5 protein-coding genes are annotated in these 21,907 nt (G+C 47.1%); 2 read left to right on the plus strand and 3 right to left on the minus strand.

Translation table 11 applies throughout. The features are described 5' to 3' along the window. Nucleotides 1-72: 72 nt before the first annotated feature. Nucleotides 73-396, plus strand: coding sequence for a superoxide response transcriptional regulator SoxS (gene soxS, locus NA624_RS19645; protein WP_000019483.1), 324 nt, complete (start codon nucleotides 73-75; stop codon nucleotides 394-396). On the opposite strand, the gene NA624_RS19650 is transcribed toward soxS, so the two are convergent. Next, nucleotides 384-1,985, minus strand: a complete 1,602-nt coding sequence (locus NA624_RS19650) for an EAL domain-containing protein (protein WP_000083655.1) — start codon at nucleotides 1,983-1,985, stop codon at nucleotides 384-386. The two genes, soxS and NA624_RS19650, sit on opposite strands and share 13 nt — an antisense overlap. A 561-nt stretch (nucleotides 1,986-2,546) precedes the next feature. Between NA624_RS19650 and NA624_RS19655 the strand changes: the two genes are divergently transcribed. Then, entirely contained in the window at nucleotides 2,547-2,828 is a 282-nt protein-coding gene (locus tag NA624_RS19655; RefSeq protein WP_000719058.1) for a YjcB family protein, read from the plus strand. A 276-nt stretch (nucleotides 2,829-3,104) separates the two neighbouring features. Here the strand turns inward: NA624_RS19655 and siiF are convergent, their stop codons facing one another. Both siiF and siiE read right to left on the minus strand, forming a co-directional pair. Next, entirely contained in the window at nucleotides 3,105-5,171 is a 2,067-nt protein-coding gene (siiF, locus tag NA624_RS19660) for an SPI-4 type I secretion system protein SiiF (RefSeq protein WP_000358575.1), read from the minus strand. Between the two features lie 39 nt (nucleotides 5,172-5,210). Next, on the minus strand, nucleotides 5,211-21,896 hold the full coding sequence (gene siiE / locus NA624_RS19665) for a non-fimbrial adhesin SiiE (protein WP_439040283.1): 16,686 nt from the start codon (nucleotides 21,894-21,896) through the stop codon (nucleotides 5,211-5,213). Nucleotides 21,897-21,907: the final 11 nt, after the last annotated feature.

Genomic DNA, 21,907 nt, shown 5'->3' on the forward strand with positions numbered 1-21,907 from the left:
CAAGTTAACTTGAGGAATTATACTCGCCCGCAGACAAAACGACGAATCGAATACTGTTTAAGAGGCAACAATATGTCGCATCAGCAGATAATTCAGACCCTTATCGAATGGATTGATGAACATATCGACCAACCGCTAAACATTGATGTGGTGGCAAAAAAATCGGGCTACTCCAAGTGGTATTTACAGCGGATGTTTCGTACGGTAACGCATCAAACATTAGGCGAGTATATTCGCCAGCGCCGTCTCCTGTTGGCGGCTGTTGAGCTACGAACGACCGAGCGCCCGATTTTTGATATCGCGATGGACCTGGGCTATGTATCGCAGCAAACCTTCTCGCGTGTATTCCGCCGCGAGTTCGATCGCACTCCCAGCGATTACCGTCACCGCCTGTAGGGCGTCTGCCCGCGTATCGTCAGAGGCGCGGGCGTTTGTTGTAGCCAGGAGATGAATTCCTGCGGTGGTAACGCCTTCGCAAAGTGCCATCCCTGACAATACTGAACGCCGCGTTTTAGCAACCAGCTAACCTGTTCAGCCGTTTCAACCCCCTCCGCAATGATTTTTAGCCGCAAACTTTGCGCCATTTCAATAATATGTTCCACAATCAAATGGCTGGCGCTATTAGTGGTTAGCGTGTCGACAAAAGATTTATCAATTTTTAAAAGGTCGACATTTAATGAGTACAGGTTATGCAAGTTCGAATAGCCGGTACCAAAGTCATCAATTGCCACCTCGTATCCCGCCTGGCGAAACGCCTGAATAATCGGCGTCATTTTAGGCACATCAATAAATCCGCGCTCGGTCACTTCAACCTTTATCTGTTGCGCAAGCACTGAATGCTGACGCGTTTTTTCATGAATCATCACAATTAGTCGGGAAGAGAGAAAATCGGCGGCAGAGAGATTGATAGAGACATAAAGATGCGGGTGCGCGGCCAGAAAACCACCTAAATCATTAAATACCTCTTCGACGACATAATCGGTGATCTGCTCAATCATCCCCTCTTTTTCCGCCAGCGGAATAAATTCGCACGGGCTCATCACCGGACCGTGATAGCCCGGCCAACGCAATAGCGCTTCGGCACCTACACATGTCCCGTTTCGGATATCAATGATCGGCTGATAATGAAGGCAAAGCTGGTGCCTGGTAATGGCCCGTTGCAGCAATCGACGCGGTGAGTAATATGCCTGCCGGGATCGTGACCACATAAATAAGACGATAATGCTACAGATGATCCCTAACGGTAGCGTTAACGTAAGCTGATGAAAGAGGTTCTGGTAAAAGCGTTGCTTTGAGGTTGACACAATCGCGGCAACCGGTCGTTTTGCTGATTTAACCAGAGTATAAAAACGCTCACCCTGTTGGAACACAGGTTCACTCCGTCGTACCAAAGGTAATAGGTGATCAGCCTGCGCCTGTTCACTCAGAGAGAAAAAGGTGTTGGTCACCGTATCATACATTCCCCAGGCCAACGCCGGATCGTCTGACATCACCTCGCTATAAGATAAGGGATTGATAACCGCGACATAGTTTCCCCGCTGCATATATGTCATTTTATAACCGTTGAAAAAAGGCGTATCACGATAGTAATAAATAGCGATGTCAGGCTTTCGTTTATAGTCAGCGCGGGGAATAAAATAAGGACTTGTTGGCGTCATAACCGTAGAGCATAGAAAACGCTGGCCCTTAGCATAAATCAACTCATAAATGTACAAACGACCGCGGATAATATTCAGCATTCGCTGTTGATGGGCTGGCGTACAGGCTTGCCCCTGATATTGTTCAGCGGCATCGCGGGCTAAATCTGCTTGCAGGATAACCCGCTCCGTTTTATCTAATACCAACTGCGCAAATGAATGTAACTGATTTCTGGTTTCAGAGACTGCCCGGATATGAGCAAACCAGATCGCCAGCAATACAGGAAGTAACACCACAATGATCGTTCCGAGAAATCTCAACACCTTGCGTCGTGTGCTTTGACTCATTTTCAGCCTATTTCCCTGCATTATTTGTGACTATTGTTGGCAAAATAAGACGTGAACCAAACGGAGGTTTACGGTGCATGAATTTATCAATATTAGCAACAGACTTTTACCGATCAACATTTACCATTAATAACTAAGCGCAATCTCTTTCGCATACCAGGCAGGACGCTAAATATTTTTGATAATATCAGATTTATACCTAAGTAAACGATGGGGTATACATCTTTACTCCTTTCTTTTGATAAATAACTTGATATTTTTATCAGGTCTGAATTTCACGAAAAAAATAAAAGAGTAGTAATAATACATCTTTGCTTTCCGGCAGTTTCTCTACGGACGCGCAGAAGTCACACAAAAAATACGGTTATAAAACGCACAAAAAATACATTGCCGATCTGGCGAATAAGCCTGTTTTTGTGATATAGTTCACAAAAACAATGAAACAGAAACAATGTTTCATTCGATGTTGATGTGACGTCCGTTGATAGCCAGAATGTCCCACGTTTCCCGGGAACAACGCCGTGCTGTCCTGGACAAAGGTCTATTCAGAGGAAATGTTTCATGGCTGCCATAACCACTGGTGTCGTTCTTCTCCGCTGGCAACTGTTGAGCGCCGTGCTCATGTTTTTAGCCAGCACGCTCAATATCCGTTTCCGTAAATCAGATTATATTGGTCTGGCGGTGATCAGTAGCGGTCTGGGCGTGGTATCCGCCTGCTGGTTTGCCACCGGTTTACTCGGTATTACCATGATGGATCTCGCTGCGATCTGGCATAACATTGAAGCCGTAATGGTCGAAACGATGAGCCAGACCCCGCCAGAATGGCCGATGGTGCTGACCTGATACGCTATCGCTGCCGATGAAGCCGCCCACCGGTTATCTCAACGCGGAATCGCGCGCCAGGGGTAGCCTTGCGCACAATTACGTCCCTCGCATAGCCGTTGATGAGGGCCGCCAGGTGTGGTTATCCAAAAATGGCAAGCGGAATAGCCCTAACAGAATCGATCGAAGCTTATTGAAGACGTTGCCGACTCGTTAAATGACAAAAAGACCCGTTTGTGCAACGGGTCTTTTTTATTAAGTAGTACCGCCTGATAACAGCGACAAGCGCTGCTTATTTTACGTTAATAATTTATCCGGAGAACAATCACGGATTATTTTTCCACCTTTCATTACCAGGACCCGGTCAAAATACTTTATCAGGTATCGACGATGCGTCACCATGATCAACGTTTTCCCATGAATAAACTCATCTAAGTTATCAAAAATTTGCTTCTCGGTATTTTCATCCAGATTTGATGTTGGTTCATCCCATAAAAAGACGCTGGCGTTACTGCTCAGACTACGTGCTAATAATAACTGCTGCTGCTGTCCGGATGACAGGTTTTTAGCCATAAAATTCACCGGAAACTTCAGTCCCATAGGATGTTGCAAGATAAAACCGCAGTTCGCCAGATGGAGCGCCTTGAGTACCCGGCCCCTGTCGTTTTGCGGTTTTAACGCGAAATTACTTTCAATGGTTCCGGTGAATAAAACATCATGTGTCGTCACCACGCTTAAATGCTGAGAAAAAAAGTTCTGCGATAAATGCCCTAAGTTATATCCATCATATAAGATGGCGCCGTCTGTTGGCGAAAGGTAGCCAGATAGCATTCCCAGTAATGAGCTTTTTCCTGCACCGCATTCGCCTATCACTGCAACACGCTGCCCCGCAGGTATGTCTATAGACAGTCGGTTAATAATCATCGGAGATTGAGCGTCATACTGATAACTCACACCCCGAATAGAGATATCGCCATTGCACTTTGATATGGACTGTAATGCCGGTGTTTTTTCTGCCTGATCTTCATCAAAAAAAGAAAGCAGATCCTTACCGGTTTTTTCTGCTGATAAAATAGAGATTAATGTAGAAGAAAAATTCGAAATGATCCCGGAAATACGACCAGAGACAATGACAGATGAAACAATTGCGCCAGTGGTAACATCACCCTTGATTACCATAAAAAAGGCTATTACCATAATAGTTATTTGGGTAATAGATGACATACTCCCCAATATAGATTGATAGATAAGATTTAATTTCCTTATCTTCAGGTTAAGATACGACTGTTCATTTGATGTGTTGACCCAATCAAAAAGTAAACCTTGATTATTTAAGGTATGGATCATTTTAATAGATAAGAAAACCTCTGAGATGAAGATATTCCTGTTCTTCTGTCCTTCTTTTTGTTTGTTCATTAACTCATTAGTATAATGGTGGTTAACGAGGGAAATAATAATAGAGACGATAAACATGGTAACAGGGACAATAACGACCAGACCTAAATTTACATATATAACAATGAGAAATATAATAAATATTGGAATATCGGCTATACGTTGAAAGATCGAGTTTAATAAAACGGGTTTAATTTTCTGAAACTCATTCCATAGCACAAATGCTGATGACATGGATCTGCCATTTTTCTTTTTACTATAAAGTACCGCTTCAAGAAATGCGATATCAATATCGACGTCATCCTGCCTTGCTGTGATAGACTGATAAATATCTTTCGAAGTACGAAGGATAAACTCAAAAACAATAAATACAGCAACAATTATAGCCACGCCAAATAAAGATGAAACCGAAGCACTTGGAACAAGTTTATCATAGAACAGATTACTAAATACTGGAATAGTTAACGCAAAAATTGCCATAAAAAGAGATGAAAAGAAGTATTTAGTATAAAAAATCTTGTTCATCGATAAAGAGTTTTTTATGATATTTTTTACTCTTATACTATCAACAACTTTATTTAAAGGTAGTATACTAAATGCAGATAACTCTTTTAAATATTCATCTTCAATTTCAACATAACAGAGTTCACCGCGCGCGTTTACCAACTTTATTTTTTGCCCGCCACTCACACACACCATCCACTTCATTTCTGGTGTTAATAGTAAAATCGGCATAGGCTCATTTAGTAAATCCTCACCATTATTAAATAATATATCCTGTAGAGAAAGCCCTAACGACAAAAAGAAATTCTTCATTTGTATAGAGTCGTCAGTGTTATTTCTGTCGTACTTTTTAAATCTTAAATTTATATCATCTTCTTTGATGTCAATTTTTATGTTGAATTTTTTAGACACTATAGATAATGCCGTTTCCGCACTTAAATAATAAGGTTCTAGTTTTTTATCCATAAGTAAACCCCCTCACCCAAAGGTGAGGGGTCTCCGTTATTATGCGTGTTCTTCTTGATTATCTACAGGTAACGTAACTTCATTAACGGCGAAAACTTCAATAGCGCCGTTATTGTTGTGCCCTACAGAACTCGTTGAAGGGGAATCATTAATATCATCCTCGGTCTTTCCTCTTGCATTCATTGCGTTCACAATATCCGCCGAGGAGTGATCGACTGAGAATGTTTTCTCCTTAATCAGGAAATCATCGTCCTTATCAAGGAATTTCACGTCCATAGTATATTCACCATCTTCCAAAGATAGCGGAACTTCGAATATTGCTTTCTGGTTAGTTATCGGCAGAGTAAACTCTTCTCCTTCAAACATAACACTGACATTAACAATATTCTCAGGTACTGATATTTCAAAAGAAGGTGTCTGACTAATTGAACGATCTATTTCATCCCCAGAGTCAGCGTTTAACAATGTAATACTATAGGCTGTCTCCTTCACCACGCTTTCTTCCGCCGCAGACGGCACTGTACGAAGATGCGTAGCGCTTTCGGCATTCACTGTTTCAGACTCCGGTGGAGTAACCGCTGTTGGCGTGGCGTCATCGCTCGCATCGTCATGCTGGCTATCCGCTGTTACCGTCACCGTTGAGTCAACCGTCACCTCCAGCGAAGCAGATTGCAGTGAGTTCCCCGCGCGATCCACCACCGTCACGCTCAGCGTGTAGGTACCATCATTCCAGGCGGCTGGCGGCGTGAAGGTCCAGCCATCCGCGCCTTGCGTCGCCTGATAGATGTCTGTCACGCCATTATGCGTCACGTTTACGGTCACCCCGGTCACGTCAGCATCAATATGCTGCAGCGTGAACTTAGGCTGGGTGTGATTGTGATTCGTCACGTTATCGCTGTCTGAAGCGCCATTGCCTTCACCTGCTGCCAGCGCAATCTCCGGCACGGTCAGCGTACTGTCGATCGTAACGGTAATGGGTAACGAGTTTTTCTGATTACCCGCGGCATCGCTTGCGATTACCGATATCGTATAGGAACCATCAGCTAACGGTGTACCTGGCGTAAAGAACCAAACGCCATCGGCATTTTTTTCAGCATTATATACGGTCCCATTGATATCGACCTGAACGACCACAACATCGCTTTCCAGATTCCCGATAATAAAGGTAGGCTGATTATCTCGCGTAATATTATCGCCCACCGTACCACTGTCTGAGTCTGGAGATAATGAAATAACAGGAGTCTCTTTCATGATATCGAGAGGGACATCATCACTCCGGTTACCAATCGCATCCACACTCGTAATGGTAAACTTCCCTTCCGATGGATACGGGATCGCCATACTCCATTTACCATTATCAGGAACGGTTAACGTATAAGTATTCCCATTACTATCGGTTATTATTAGCTGAGATTTGGCTTCCGCCGTCCCCTGCATAATAATTAGATCGTTGACAATATCTGAATAAGTTACGACCGGAGCGTTTGGCGGCGTTCGATCAATAAATATTTCATGTACCTCTTCCTTACGGTTGCCTGCGTTATCCTCAATACTCAAAGTGATATCGTATTTCCCTTCCGGAAGCTGATCGGTCGATAACTCCCACTGCCCATTAGCCGCAACGACAGCGGTTGCCAGCGTGACCCCTGCCACGATTAATGATACCGTAGCGCCAATTTCCCCCATACCTCTCATGGTAATAGTGGAGCTATTACTCCACCAGTCCGTTTTCGATGATGATTTATTGTCATCAAGCTCGCTGGTAAATACCTGGATATGCGTATCGACCCAAATGGAATACTTTTCCTGATTTACGTTACCAGCACGGTCCGTAGATTTAACAGTGATATCCAGCTGGCCTTCTGTGAAATAAAGCGGGTTCACCGGCATCTGCCAGTGGCCTTTGTCATTAACCCAAACTTCCCCCACATTTAAGCCATTAATGATGATTTCTATTTTGCTATTGGGCTCGGCACTGCCACTAAACAATAAGTTACGTGTCGTGTCCGTTATATATATTTTGCCATCACTACCGGTCATCTCTGCTAACGTTTGTCCACCGATAGAATCAATGGCGACAGGCGTCGTATTAAAGGTATCGATAGTAAAGTTTAGCGTTTTCGAGGTAGCCGTGTTGCCTGCTTTATCGGTGATAACATAATAAATGCTATGGGAACCATCGCCCAACGGTGACTCAGGTCGATAAACTTGATTTCTGTCCGTCACCGTGATCGTATCGACTAACACCCCATCAATGAAAATCTGAACACTCTGGTTCATTTCTCCATAAATACTAAACGCAGGCCGGGTTTGACTCGTTATACTATCATTACTGAAAATACCGTTATCAGAACCTGCCATCATAACAGGATTATCGATAAACGTACTGGTATCTATCGTGACGAGTAAGCGAGGCGATTCTGCCGTATTACCTGCCGGGTCTTCGGCAACCACTCGGATAGAATATTCACCATCTTTTAACGCATTATCAAACTGATAGGACCAGGTTCCATCTTCAAGCACAAGAACATTTGCCACGATCTTTTCATCCACATAAATATGGATTGTGGCTCCCGCTTCTGCGGTGCCAACTAACACAGGCTTGTTGTGACTAGTAATCAGATCGTCAAGTGAACCAGAGTTGCTCGCATCTTCAAGGTTGAGCGTTGGGAAGTCGGTTGATGAATCGACATCCACGCTATAATCCTTGCTCACTTCAGTGTTGCCAGCAACGTCAGTAATGCTGAAATGAATATTAAACGTACCATCATCTTGCAGCAGTATCGGCGCGCGCCATGTGCCATCAGCCTCAACCATAACAACGTTGACTAATTTACCATCGACAAAGATGCTGACCTGAGAACCTGCCTCCCCGACACCTGAGACTGACAACGCCCGGTTATTAGAGAGGGCCGGTAATGAATCTTCATCAATGTCAAAGACAGCAATTTGAGAATCGATTGTCACGGTTGTAATCGCAGACTCAACCCGGTTACCAGCAGTATCCGTAGCAACAAATTGCACCTGATACTCGCCGTCGGCGCTATTTGCCGGCATGGTATAGCTAATATTACCTGACGAACTCGCCTCTACTGTGCCTTGTAACACACCATTAATATAAACCTGTACCGTCGCGCCGGGATCGGTCATGGCAACCAGTACCGGAGACTTATTATTGGTAATCAGATCATATTTATCACCGCTATTAGTATCCCGACTTAATGAAATATCGCTGATTTCAATCTGCGTATCATGTTCTATCAGGATATCTTTTTGTTGGCTGTTGCCCGCTTTATCTTCCGATACCACGACAAAGGCATTACTACCTTCACGCAGATCTAATTCTGCGCTCCATCGACCATCATTGCCTACCACCAGGGTAGCAATAACCACCCCCTGCGGATTCCTGATGGTTAAAGTACTTCCGGCTTCGGCAGTACCATCGATGGTGACATGAGATTTATTGGTGATCCAGTCGCCAACTTTGCCACTGTCATCAGCTTCGCGTAATACCACGGTTAACGGCGAAATTACCGTATCCAGTATCACATTCTGCGGACCAAACTCTCTGATATTGCCGGCAACATCTTCAACTTTAAACGTTAATACATAATTACCGTCATTACCCAAAGCAGGTAATACTACGCCCCAGTGTCCTGCGCCTGTCGTATAAGCAATCGCTTTTTCAACGCCATTCACAAAGATAGTGATTTTGCTGTTTGGCTCACTGGTGCCGCCAATCTCCGGCGTCACCGTATTGATATATCCGCCCTCATGCATTCCAGATATATTCCATACCAGTTCAGCAACCTCGGTATCGATAGTGACATCAACGGCGGTGGAACGCAGTTCGCTATTATCGCGAGGGTTGACGATACCCACCTGGACGACATAATGGCCATCTTTCATTTCCGATAACTGGAAAGTATATCGACCCGCTGTATCCGCTGTCGCCTCGCCGACCTTCACGCCATCCACATAAATACTCACAATCGCATTAGGTAACGTGTTCCCAACCAGGGTCGGCGTTTTATTATTCGTGGTAAAGTCTCCTAAGGCACCACTATCGCTCTCCTCGCTGAGCTTTATGGTTGGAGGCGTGACATCAATAACAGGTATTACGACAGGAAAGTCGACCTGCGACGATTCATTACCCGCTTTATCTTTGGCAACAATGCTCACAACATAGGAGCCTGGCGCTAATACTGATGGCGGCGTCCAACTCCATTCGCCATTCGCATTGGCGTTTGCCGAGCCGACCACTTTCCCATCCCACTGAATCATAATCGTCGAGAACGCTTCGGCTAGCCCTTTGAACTCAGGACGCAGGCTGGTTGCTTCATACTGATCATCAATAGATGGATCCGAAAGGCGAATGGTAGGATCGATCGTAACCGTATCGATAGTGAATCTTTCCTGCGTTTGCGCAGTATTTCCCGCGACATCTGTTGCGACGACGTTGATGGTATACATGCCATCCGGCAGTATATTCGGCGTCACACTCCAGTTGCCATCGGCGCCAACCGTAATCGTGTGTTTTAGAACCTCCCGACCTGACTTATCATCAACAATGGTAATCACCAGTTTCGCATTAGGCTCCGCAGTACCTTCGAATTTGGGATTTTGCTTATTCGTAAGGTTATCGCTATTGGAGCTGCCGGTATCAGACGCTGGCTCCATTCTGACACTGACGCTTGTCGTGGTATCAATGGTAAAGGGCAGCTTAGTTTCAGAAGTATTTCCGGCAATATCTCTGAAGACAACAACGGCTTCATATACGCCATCGTTTAACGCAACGGGAACCTGAAATTCCCAGAGGTTATTGCCATTTGCCGTAACCGGATAAGAAACGCCGTTAATTCTGATTACAACAGTATCAATATCGGCGGGTACATTGCCAATAACGAAACGTGGTTTAGTGACACTCGTAATATTATCAACAGCGCTTTCGCCAGTATCATCCGCATCCAGCAAATCAATACTGGGATCAGAAACAATAGTGTCTATTGTGAATGATACCTCTTTGCTAATTTTATTACCTGCGATATCTTCAGCCACTATTTCTATTTTGTAAGTTCCATCCACTAACGGTGTATCAGGGGTAAACAGCCATTTATTACCTGCCCCCTGAGTCAGTGTGCTGGATTTCCCGTTTAAAATTACCGTCACGCTCTGCAGCGGTTCTCTGGCTGAAATTTCAAAACGTGGAGAGGTAATATTCGTAATACCATCCGTAGAATCCTTTCCGGCGTCGTCCAGCATCACGACGCTCAGGCCGTCAATCTGCGTATCCACGGTGAAGCCCAGCGTGGAATTTGCCGTATTTCCTGCCCGATCCGTCGCCTGGACATGGAGAGTATAATGACCATCAGGCAATGCGCTACCTGCAGTAAATTCCCACTGCCCGGCCGCATTTTTACTGATAGGCGTCCAGTTTACGCCATCGAAAGAAACCAGCACCGATGTCACATCATCAGGCGTTGCAATTTCAAAAGAGGGACGGGTAGCATTGGTGACATTATCGTGGTCGTTGACGCCGCTATCTGTTGTTAACGTAACACTGTCAATCTGAACCTGCGTGTCGATTTCAATCTGCAGTTCGGCCGATGTTTTGGTATTACCAGCAATATCCGTTACGGTAACAGAGATCGTATGCTGACCGTCAGACAGCGGTTGATCCGGCGTAAAGGTTAAATTCCCCCCTGTGTTTTCAATGGTGTAATCCCGACCATCAATATGAACCACAATGTGTGATACATCATTATCGACATTACCGATAATAAACACCGGTTTGTTAATCCTGGTAAGATTATCATTAGTATCATCACCAGTATCATGGGTGGGATCGAGTACAATTGTCGGCTCTCGCAGAGTCGTATCAATCGTAAACTGCAGCGTTTCTTGCGCAACGTTGCCAGCGATATCAGTCACATCAACCAAGAGAGTGTGTTTCCCATCAGGTAATGCCGAACCGACATTAAATATCCAGCGGCCATCCCCTCCTTTTGTGAGTTCAATCCAATTAGCGGCGTTATCGATTTTAACGCGCACATGGGTAATATCATCAGCGGTAACAATACTAAACTGCGGCTTGTCGACTTTGGTAATGTTATCTACATCGCTATCACCGCTATCTGTAACCAACGTGACGCTTTCAATTTCAGCCGTCGTATCTATCACAACAGGTAATGGTTTCGATGTCGCGGTATTTCCGGCCTTATCTTCAACCGTAACGGTAATATTATAAGAACCATCCGGAATGGCATTGCCTGGTGTAAATTGCCAACCAGCCCCAACCTTAGTCGCGTTATAATCATGACCATCAATCGTCACCACGACTTTAATAACATCGGGGTCAACATTACCAATCGTAAAGGTGGGTCGTGAAATATTAGTAATATTATCGGCGGTATTCGCTCCGGTATCTTGTCCTGCGTCTAAAGCAATAGTCGGAACCTGTATATTAGTATCGATATTAAATACTAAATCTTTATTCGCAATATTACCTGCCTCATCCGTGGCCTCTACGCGAAGGGTATATGTGCCGTCAACCAGAGTATTCGGACTGTCAAAAATCCACTGTCCGTCGGCATTTTTGCGTATCACATTCCAGTTAGCGCCACCATCCAGGGTTACGCGTACCTGGATGACATCACCGGGAACGTCAATTCTGAATGACGGTTTGGCAACATTCGTTAATTGATCATTCTGCACGCCAGTATCATTAAGCAATACGATATTGTTAATGGTTGTCGTGGTATCAATACGCACCTCTAACGGCGCAGATTCTTTTACATTCCCCGCCAGATCTTCCACCACAACGGCTAACTGATATGAGCCATCAGCCCAGCTCGCAGAAGGCGTAAAGCGCCATTGACCATTGGTGAATACCGCCGCTTCCTCGTGCGTTTTACCGTTGTAAGTTACTTTGACCATCACGCGCGTAACGTCAGAATCAACCTGGCGTATGTCGAACACAGGCCGATCGTGATTGGTGAGGCGATCGCCAACAGTACCGCTATCTTCACCAGCTGCCAGTTCAATCACCGGCGTAGTCAACGTACCGTCTATCGTCACCTTTAAAGGCGCGGATGTTTGCTGGTTGCCTGCCACATCTGTTACCGTCACGGTGAATGTGTAGCTACCGTCCGCCAAAGCAGAATCCGGTCGATAACGCCAGCCGTCGGCTGATTCGGTGAGTACCACCGTTTTAAACGTGCCGTTATGCTCAATACTCAATTCCACGTGTCGAACATCTTTATCGATACTCCCCAACACAAATATCGGCTGAGTGACACTGGTCAGATTATCGTTCTTATTCTGTCCGGTATCCTGATCGGGCGCTAGCTCAATGGTTGGCGTCAACAACGTGATGTCGATAGTGAAATCGAGCGTCCCCGTCATCTTATTACCCGCACCGTCAGTCACTTCCACGATCAGGGTATGCTGTCCCTCTGGCATATCCGTCGGCCAGGTGTAATCCCAAATGCCAGCCGTCGAACTCTTGATTGCAGTAACCCAGGTCGTGCCGCCGTCAATACTCAGAAGAACCTTTTCCACATCATCCGGTACCGAGATCTGGAACTGCGGACGCACATGTTTTGTGATATTATCGCCAGGGACGCCGCTATCGTTGACTAATTCAATATGATCAATGGCTATTTGCGTATCCACTGTCACCGTCAGCGGCGTAGACGGACGCGTATTTCCCGCCCGATCCTCCACTGTCACCGTCAGCGTATAATCACCGTCGCCCCACGGTGCTGGCGGTGTAAAGCTCCATCCTCCAGCCCCCTGTGTCGCAGTAAACGAGGTTGTCGTTCCATTATGCGTGACGCTGACTGTAACGTTGATAACATCCGAATCGATATTCTGCAGAATAAAGGTCGGTCGGGTGCGATTGGTCATATCATCGCCAGGCGTACCGGTATCATCCGTGCTATCCAGCGCAATGGTCGGCGTCGACAACCGGGTGTCGATGAAAAATTCAAGCGTTTGCGTCGCCGTATTGCCCGCTCTGTCGGTGACCATGACGGTTAGGGTGTGTTTTCCATCGCCCATATCCGTTGGCCAGGTATAGCCCCAGACGCCTTCGATACCCTGCGCCGCGCTCACCCAGTTTGCGCCGCCATCAATGCTCAGTTGCACAGAATTCACATCCGCCGGCACCGTGATCTCAAACTGCGGACGGGTGCTGTTAGTTAGATTGTCATCCGGCACGCCATGATCATTGACCAATGTAATATCAGTAATGCTGGTTTGCGTATCTACCGTCACTATCAGCGGCGTGGACTGACGAACGTTTCCTGCGTTATCCGTTACCTCTACCGTCAGTGTATAGCTACCGTCCGCCCAGTCAGCATCTGGCGTAAAGCGCCACTGTCCTCCAACCTGGGTTAGTGTCACTTCCTGGCTATTGCCGCCCTGTGTGATCCGCAAAATGACCGATTGCGCATCGGAGTCAATATTGCCAATGGTAAAGCCCGGTCTTTTGACGCTCGTAATATGATCGCCAATGGCACCTGTATCGTCCCTGCTATCCATAGTGATGGTAGGCGTTGACAGCCGGGTATCAATGGTAAAATCGAGCGTCTGCGTCGTCTTATTTCCCGCCTTATCGGTCGCTTCTACCGTCAGGGTATGTAGCCCGTCGGTCACATCTTTCGGCCAGGTGTAATCCCAGATCCCTGCCGTGCCCTGTGTTGCACGAACCCACGTATTACCGCCGTCGATACTCAGACGTACCTCGTTGACATCCCCTGGCACCGTGACACGGAAGTGTGGACGAACGTCATTGGTCAGGTTGTCGCCGGGAATACCGTTATCATTAACCAGTTCAATAACATCGATGGTGATTTGGGCATCAACCGTGACCGTCAGCGGCGCCGAGTATTTTACGTTACCCGCTTCATCCTCCACCCTCACCGTCAGCGTATAGTCGCCATCTGCCCATGTGCCGGTCGGTGTCACGCTCCAGATGCCGGTCGCGCCTTTGGTGGCCGTCAGCACTTCTTTCGTGCCGCCATGCTGCACCTCAACCGTGACATACCGCGCGTCTGCGTCAATATTGCCCAGTAAAAACGTCGGCTTATTCGCGTTGGTCAGGTTATCGCCTTTTATTCCGCTATCGTCCGTGTTGTCCAGCACGATAGTCGGTTCTGACAGTAGGGTATCGATGATGAAGTCCAGTTTCTGCGTCGTCTGGTTTCCCGCCTTGTCGGTCGCCTCCACTGTCAGGGTATGCTTCCCCTCTCCCACATCAGCCAGCCAGGTATAATCCCAGACGCCCGGCGTCGCGCTCTGGGTAGCGTTGAACCATGTCTTGCCGCCGTCAATGCTCAGGCGCACCTCGTTAACATCCGTCGGTACCGTCACCTGGAACTGCGGACGCACGTTATTAGTCAGATTATCGTCGGGAATACCGCTGTCATTGACCAGTTCAATGTTATTAATGGCGATTTGCGTGTCCACCGTCACCGTCAGCGATGCCGAATGGCTGGTGTTCCCCGCTTTATCTTCGACTGACACACTCAGGGTATAATCGCCCGCCCCCCATGATGTCGGCGGCGTAAAGGTCCATCCGCCTACACCTTTCGTGGCGTCAAATGTGGTGGTGACGCCGCCATGCTCCACGCTGACCGTAACGCGAACGGCATCATCATCAATATGTTGCAGGTTAAATGTCGGCTGGGTGCGATTGGTCATGTTATCGCCCTGGATGCCGGTGTCGTCCGCGCTATCCAGTACGATGACCGGCGTCGACAGCGTGGTATCAATAGTGAAGTGGAGTGTCTCCGTCACCGTATTACCCGCATTGTCAGTCGCTTTCACATTCAGCGTATAGTCGCCATCCGGCACGGTGCCCGGCCAGGTATAATTCCAGACGCCCGGCGTCGCGCTCTGTGTCGCCTTAACCCAGGTCACGCCACCGTCAATGCTCAGACTGACTTCGTTAACGTCCCCCGGTACCGTCACGCGGAACTGCGGATGGGCGTCGTTAGTCATATTGTCGCCGGGAATACCGTTATCATTAACCAGTTCAATAGCATCAATGGTGATTTGGGTATCAACAGTGACCGTCAGCGACGCTGAGTGTTTTTCGTTCCCCGCCTCATCTTCCACCCTCACCGTCAGCGTATAGTCGCCATCTGCCCATGTGCCGGTCGGTGTCACGCTCCAGTTGCCGGTCGCGTCTTTGGTGGCCGTCAGCACTTCTTTCGTGCCGCCATGCTGCACCTCAACCGTGACATACCGCGCGTCTGCGTCAATATTGCCCAGTAAAAACGTCGGCTTATTTACGTTGGTCAGGTTATCGCCTTTTGTTCCGCTGTCGTCCGTGTTGTCCAGCACGATAGTCGGTTCTGACAGTAGGGTATCGATGATGAAGTCCAGTTGCTGCGTCGTTTTGTTTCCCGCCTTGTCGGTCGCCTCCACTGTCAGGGTATGCTTCCCCTCTCCTACATCAGCCAGCCAGGTATAATCCCAGACGCCCGGCGTCGCGCTCTGGGTAGCGTTGAACCACGTCTTGCCGCCGTCAATGCTCAGACGCACCACGTTGACATCCGTCGGTACCGTCACCTGGAAGTGCGGACGCACGTTATTAGTCAGATTATCGTCGGGAATACCGCTGTCATTGACCAGTTCAATATGGTCAATGGCGATTTGCGTATCGATGGTAACCGTCAACGGCGCTGAGTGGCGAATATTACCCGCCTCATCTTTCACCGTTACCGTCAGCGTATAGTCGCCATCAGTCCACGCGCTGCCGGGTACAAAACGCCACTGCCCGTTAGTCTGCGTCAGCTCCACCTCCTCGCTGTGACCATCGCGCATCACCTGCACGACGACCTGAGTCACGTCAGAATCAATACCGCCGATAATAAAACCCGGTGTTTTAACGTTAGTCTTATTATCGTTGGCGGTGCCGCTATCATCTGCGCTATCCAGCGTGATGGTCGGTGTCGACAATGTGGTATCAATGATAAAATTGAGCGTTTCCGTCGCCGTGTTGCCTGCAACATCGGTTGCTTTCACTGTCAGGGTATACGTATTTTCGACCAGATCTGTCGGCCATATATACTCCCAAACGCCGTCGGGCGTCAGCGTTGCGTTAACCCAGTTGATGCCGCCATCAAGACTCAGTTGCACAGAGTTCACGTCCGTCGGTACCGTAATATGAAACTGTGGACGTGCTTCATTGGTCAGGTTATCCCCGACAATACCCGTGTCATTAAGAAGTTCAATGCGATCAATAGACGTTTGCGTATCGATAGTCACCGTCAGCGGCGCAGAATAATTTGTATTACCCGCCTTATCTTCTACCTTTACCGTCAGCGTATAGTCGCCATCGGTCCAGGCTGCGCCCGGCGTAAAGCGCCACACACCGCCGTTCTTAATCAACTCTATCTGTTGGTTCTTACCATCATGCGCCACCGTCACCACCACTTTGGTCACGTCGGCGTCGATATTACCGAGGGTAAAGCCTGGCATCTTAACGTTGGTGATGTTATCGCCAGCGGCGCTGTCATCCGCACTGTCCAGGGTAATCGTCGGTTCTGACAGCATGGTATCGATGATGAAGTCCAGTTTCTGCGTCGTTTTGTTTCCCGCCTTGTCGGACGCTTCCACCATCAGGGTGTGAGGGCCGTTAGCCACATTCGTCAGCCAGGTATAATCCCAGACGCCCGACGTCGCGCTCTGCGTGGCGTCAAACCACGTTTTGCCGCCATCAATACTCAGTCTTACACCGTTAACATCCGCCGGTACTGTCACCTGAAAGTGCGGGCGCGCTTCATTGGTCAGATTATCGCCGGGGATACCGCTGTCGTTAACCAGTTCAATACGGTCAATGGCGATATGCGTGTCCACTGTCACCGTCAACGGCGCGGACTGCTTCACATTTCCGGCCCTATCTTCTACCTTCACCGTCAGGATATAGTCGCCGTCCGCCCAGTCGCTGGTCGGCGCAAAGCGCCACTGTCCGCCGGTCTGAACCAGTGGCACCTCCTGTTTAATGCCATTGTGCATTACCTCCACTATCACCCGGCTGACATCGGTATCAATATTGTTGAGGGTAAAGCCCGGCGTTTTAACATTGGTGATATTATCGCCCGCGATGCCGCTGTCATCTGCGCTGTCCAGCGAGAGGGTCGGCACAGACAGAGTGGTATCGATGGTGAAATCGAGCGTCTGTGTTGTCTTATTTCCCGCCTCATCGGTCGCTTCTACCGTCAGGGTATAGCCTCCGTCGGCCACATCATCCGGCCAGATATAATCCCAGACGCCCGGCGTCGCGTTCTGGGTAGCGTTGAACCACGTCTTGCCGCCGTCAATGCTCAGGCGCACCACGTTGACATCCGTCGGTACCGTCACCTGGAAGTGCGGACGCACGTTATTAGTCAGATTATCGTCGGGAATACCGCTGTCATTGACCAGTTCAATGTTATTAATGGCGATTTGCGTGTCCACCGTCACCGTCAGCGATGCCGAATGGCTGGTGTTCCCCGCTTTATCTTCGACTGACACACTCAGGGTATAATCGCCCGCCCCCCATGATGTCGGCGGCGTAAAGGTCCATCCGCCTACACCTTTCGTGGCGTCAAATGTGGTGGTGACGCCGCCATGCTCCACGCTGACCGTAACGCGAACGGCATCATCATCAATATGCTGCAGGGCAAATGTCGGCTGGGTGCTATTCGTCATGTTATCGCCCTGGACACCGGTATCGTCCGCGCTATTCAGTACGATGACCGGCACTGACAGCGTGGTATCCACCGCGAAATCGATGGTCTTCGTCACTGTATTGCCTGCTTTATCAGTCGCTTCCACCGTTAGCGTGTATTGACCATCTGCCAGGTCTGTCGGCCAGATATACTCCCAGCTTCCTGCCACGCCCGGAGTTGCCTGAACCCACGAATTACCACCGTCAATGCTCAGACGGACTTCATTGACATCCGTAGGTACCGTCACACGAAAGTGGGGACGGTCGTCGTTGGTCATATTATCGCCTTTCACGCCGCTATCGTTGACCAGTTCCACCCCATCAATGGCGATTTGGGTATCGATAACGACCGTCAGCGGTGCTGAGTAGTTGGTATTTCCTGCCTTATCTTCTACTTTCACCGTTAACGTGTAGCTGCCATCCGCCCACGTATTCCCTGGTGTAAATAACCAACTACCATTGAGGTGAGAAAGTTCGATCTCTTCGCTCACGCCATTGTGCATCACCTGTACGACGACCCGATGCGCATCGGCATCAACACCGGAAATAGCAAAACCTGGCTTATTGATGTTGGTCAGGTTATCGCCTGTAACCCCCGTATCATCCTTAGAAAGCAGGGAAATCACCGGCGTTGATACTGTGGTATCGATAGTAAAATCGAATACCGCGCTGTTCGCTTTATTACCCGCAATGTCCTCAACCTTGACATAAACCTGATGCAAGCCTTCCGTTAAATCTGAAGTAAAGGTATAGGCCCATGAACCATCAGGTTGTTGCGTGGCAACACCGATCTGCGTATCAGACGCGGCATCCCATACCTGAACACTGATAATGTCCGGATCAATATCTTTTAGGTGCAAGGTAGGTTTAACGATATTCGTTAAATTATCATCTGAAATTCCCGAATCTGAATCCGGGCTCAATGAAACTATCGGTATTGAAATAGCAGTATCGACGCTAATTAAGAAAGGATCCGAATGGGCAATGTTGCCAGCGATATCTTCAACTGAAGCGGTTATTCTATGATCGCCATCAACCAAACCTTGATCGGCTTTCAGAGTATACTCCCATCTGCCATCTTTATTTGTTCTGACCTCAGCGATCAGTGCACCATCAATATAGAGTTTAACCGTTGAATAGGGTGCAGCGGTTCCTGTCAGTGCAGGATTCTTTTCATTAATAATATGGTCTGTATTATCAACCCCCGTATCGTTGACCAACTCTATTGTTGGTTTTTGTGTTTGCGTTACGATTTGGAAATTATACGCTGATGAGGAGGCAGTATTACCGGCAATATCTTCTACCTTTACCGTTACGTCATGCGAGCCATCGGATAACGCTGTGGTAAATTGAAAATTCCATACACCATCATCGCCAGCAATAGCCTCGCCACTTAACACACCGTCAACATAGATGGAAACCTTAGCATTAGCTTCAGCCATCCCGGTAAACAACGGCGTATTAATTTTAGTAATCATATCGCCTTTAACGCCAGAATCAGCGCTATCATGCAACATAACAGTAGGGATCGGCGTAAAGCTATCAATGGTAAGCTGATAATCTACAGATGACGTTCTTCCTAAAGGATCGATGGATTCAACCGTAATCTTATAAACATTGTCAGACAGATTTCGGGAAATATCAAAATTCCAGTTACCGTCTGCATCCGCAGTCGTCACGCCTATCGTTTTACCATCAATAAGGATATTTACGGTAGCAAACCTATCCGCTGTTCCCAGTAACGTCAGAGCATTATGTTTATTGGTAATCCAGTCGCCTTTTGCACCGGAATCATCACTGGCATCGAGTTCCGCTTTTGGAGGTACAACTTCAGTTTGAATAGTAAAAGAATATTTAACAGTAGAGGATTTATTACCGGCGGCATCCTGAGAAATGATTTCAATATCATAGGCACCCTGAAGAAATTTATTACTAAACTGATAATTCCAGGTCCCGTTTGAGTCAACCTCAATGCTGTCATATAATTTACCATCTCGCATCAATAAGATGGTAGACTTTGGCTCTGCCGTACCGACTAAAGCCGGTAAATCATTCCCTGATAAAATTATACCATTCGGTAAAACAACAAAATCCTCCAAAGAAACTGTCGGAGGTACAGGGGCAACAGTATCGATAACGTAACTAAAGGAAAAATCCTTTTTGTTGCCAGCGACATCTTCAACAGTGAACGTAAGATTGTTAACCCCTTCCACTGAGTCGGAAGTGAAATTGAACGTCCATTCGCCCTTGTCATTCGCTTTAAAAATAACCTCTTCGCCAGTCTCACTATTTATGACACTGATAATAGCATTTGGCTCAGTTTTACCTGTAAAGGTTGGGCGAGTATTGTTAGTAACGTTATCTCCAACAATACCGCTATCATCAGTAGTTTCAATCTCAGCGCTGAAATAGCTGATACGTGTATCAATAGTAAAAGGCAGATTTGCCGTCGCTGAGGTATGCCCGGCAATATCAGTAGCTGTTGCTGTTATATTGTATTCGCCATCCTTGAGCGGCGTAGTAAGCGTATAGCTCCATGTCCCATCTTTAGCAACAATGACCTCACCAAGATGTTTAAGTCCAAGATAAATAGAGACTGTAGAACCGGGTTCCGCCACACCAATAAATGTTGGCAGGGTGCTATTTGTAATGCTGTCATTTTTAATGCCGGAATCACTACTATCATCCAGCTCAATCGTCGGCTTTTCCGGAGCAATGGTGTCGGTTATGATACTATCCGTCGTTTCGTTTTTATTACCTGCTTTATCTACGGCAACGACTTTTATACTATTTTCGCCCTCAGATAATTCATTATCTTTAAATTCATAACTCCATTTTCCATCTTTATCGACATCAACGCTGGCAACCAGTTTATTATCTACATAAATGTCAACCTTGGCATTCTCTTCCGCCGTACCAACAATTGAAGGCGTCAAGGTCGGCGTTAAGCCCTTATGACCAGACACACTACTTTCAGGCGAAAGTTCAAATGTTGGCTTATCGGTAACGGAATCGATAGTAATGACAAGTTTGGCGCTACCGCTCCCATCAGCAGTCTTGGCCTCTGCCTCCAGATTGTATGTTCCATCAGTCAATGTTTCAGGCGCAGTGAAGGTGAAGTTACCCAAACTATCCGCTACAGCCTGACCGACAGCAATACCATTAATTTTAATAATGACCGTGGCATTGGGAGCAGTGCTACCTACAAACTGAGGTTTGGTAAAATTAGTTATACTATCATCTTTGCTACCGCTGTTACTCTCGGCCGCAAGCGCTAATGTGACTTTAAGCGGCTCTTTAACAGACTCGGCATCGAGCTTATTTTCCTCATTTTTACTGCTATTACTTTTGCCAGTGCTGGTATTTTTATTAATAGGTTGAGGAAGAACTTTTTCAGCATCGTTCTGTTTAGAAGCCTGCGTTGCTTTAGCCTGTGTATTTTGCTGGGAAGCATCGCTTTGCTGAGCCAGATTGTCTTTTGCTACATTGTCAGCCAAAAAGTTCTGCAGCATTTCTTCAATTTGCTTTGACGAGTTCTGTACTTCAAACGCTTCATTGAGCGCTTTTTCTGCAGCCTCCTTAGCTTTCTCAGCTTCTTCCTTCGCCTTATCAGCTTCTTTCTTTGCGTTTTCAGCCTCGTCAAGCTGCTTTTTTAATTCCTCTTCTTCCTTCTTATTTCGTCGTTTGCCATTACCTTTCTTTTCTACCTGAGCAGAATCAACCAATGAGCTGTCAATTCTCTCTAGTTGAATATCTTTTAAATCTACGCTGCCCAGAATTTTAGCGCCGGTAATAGTCTTATCTTTAAATTTAACAGCGAGGTTATTGCCTTTGATACTTGAATAAAGAGCGCCATTGACAATGATCACTGACCCATGCGGCGTCGTAATGTTCATGTCTGGCCCGGAAAGAGAAACTTTTGCGCCTTTGGCATTACCCAAAGAAGATAAATCAATTACAGAATTTTGATCGGCAAAAAACTTTTGTATGCTTTTATTTCCCATAATATTATATC

Source organism: Salmonella sp. NW38, assembly GCF_051807745.1.
GTDB classification, from domain to species: domain Bacteria; phylum Pseudomonadota; class Gammaproteobacteria; order Enterobacterales; family Enterobacteriaceae; genus Salmonella; species Salmonella enterica.

What these genes read in the sequence shown, in the direction of transcription:
- siiE (WP_439040283.1), bottom strand. Translation starts at nt 21,896, where the DNA reads ATGGGAAATAAAAGCATACAAAAGTTTTTTGCCGATCAAAATTCTGTA.
- siiF (WP_000358575.1), bottom strand. Translation starts at nt 5,171, where the DNA reads ATGGATAAAAAACTAGAACCTTATTATTTAAGTGCGGAAACGGCATTA.
- NA624_RS19650 (WP_000083655.1), bottom strand. Translation starts at nt 1,985, where the DNA reads ATGAGTCAAAGCACACGACGCAAGGTGTTGAGATTTCTCGGAACGATC.
- NA624_RS19655 (WP_000719058.1), top strand. Translation starts at nt 2,547, where the DNA reads ATGGCTGCCATAACCACTGGTGTCGTTCTTCTCCGCTGGCAACTGTTG.
- soxS (WP_000019483.1), top strand. Translation starts at nt 73, where the DNA reads ATGTCGCATCAGCAGATAATTCAGACCCTTATCGAATGGATTGATGAA.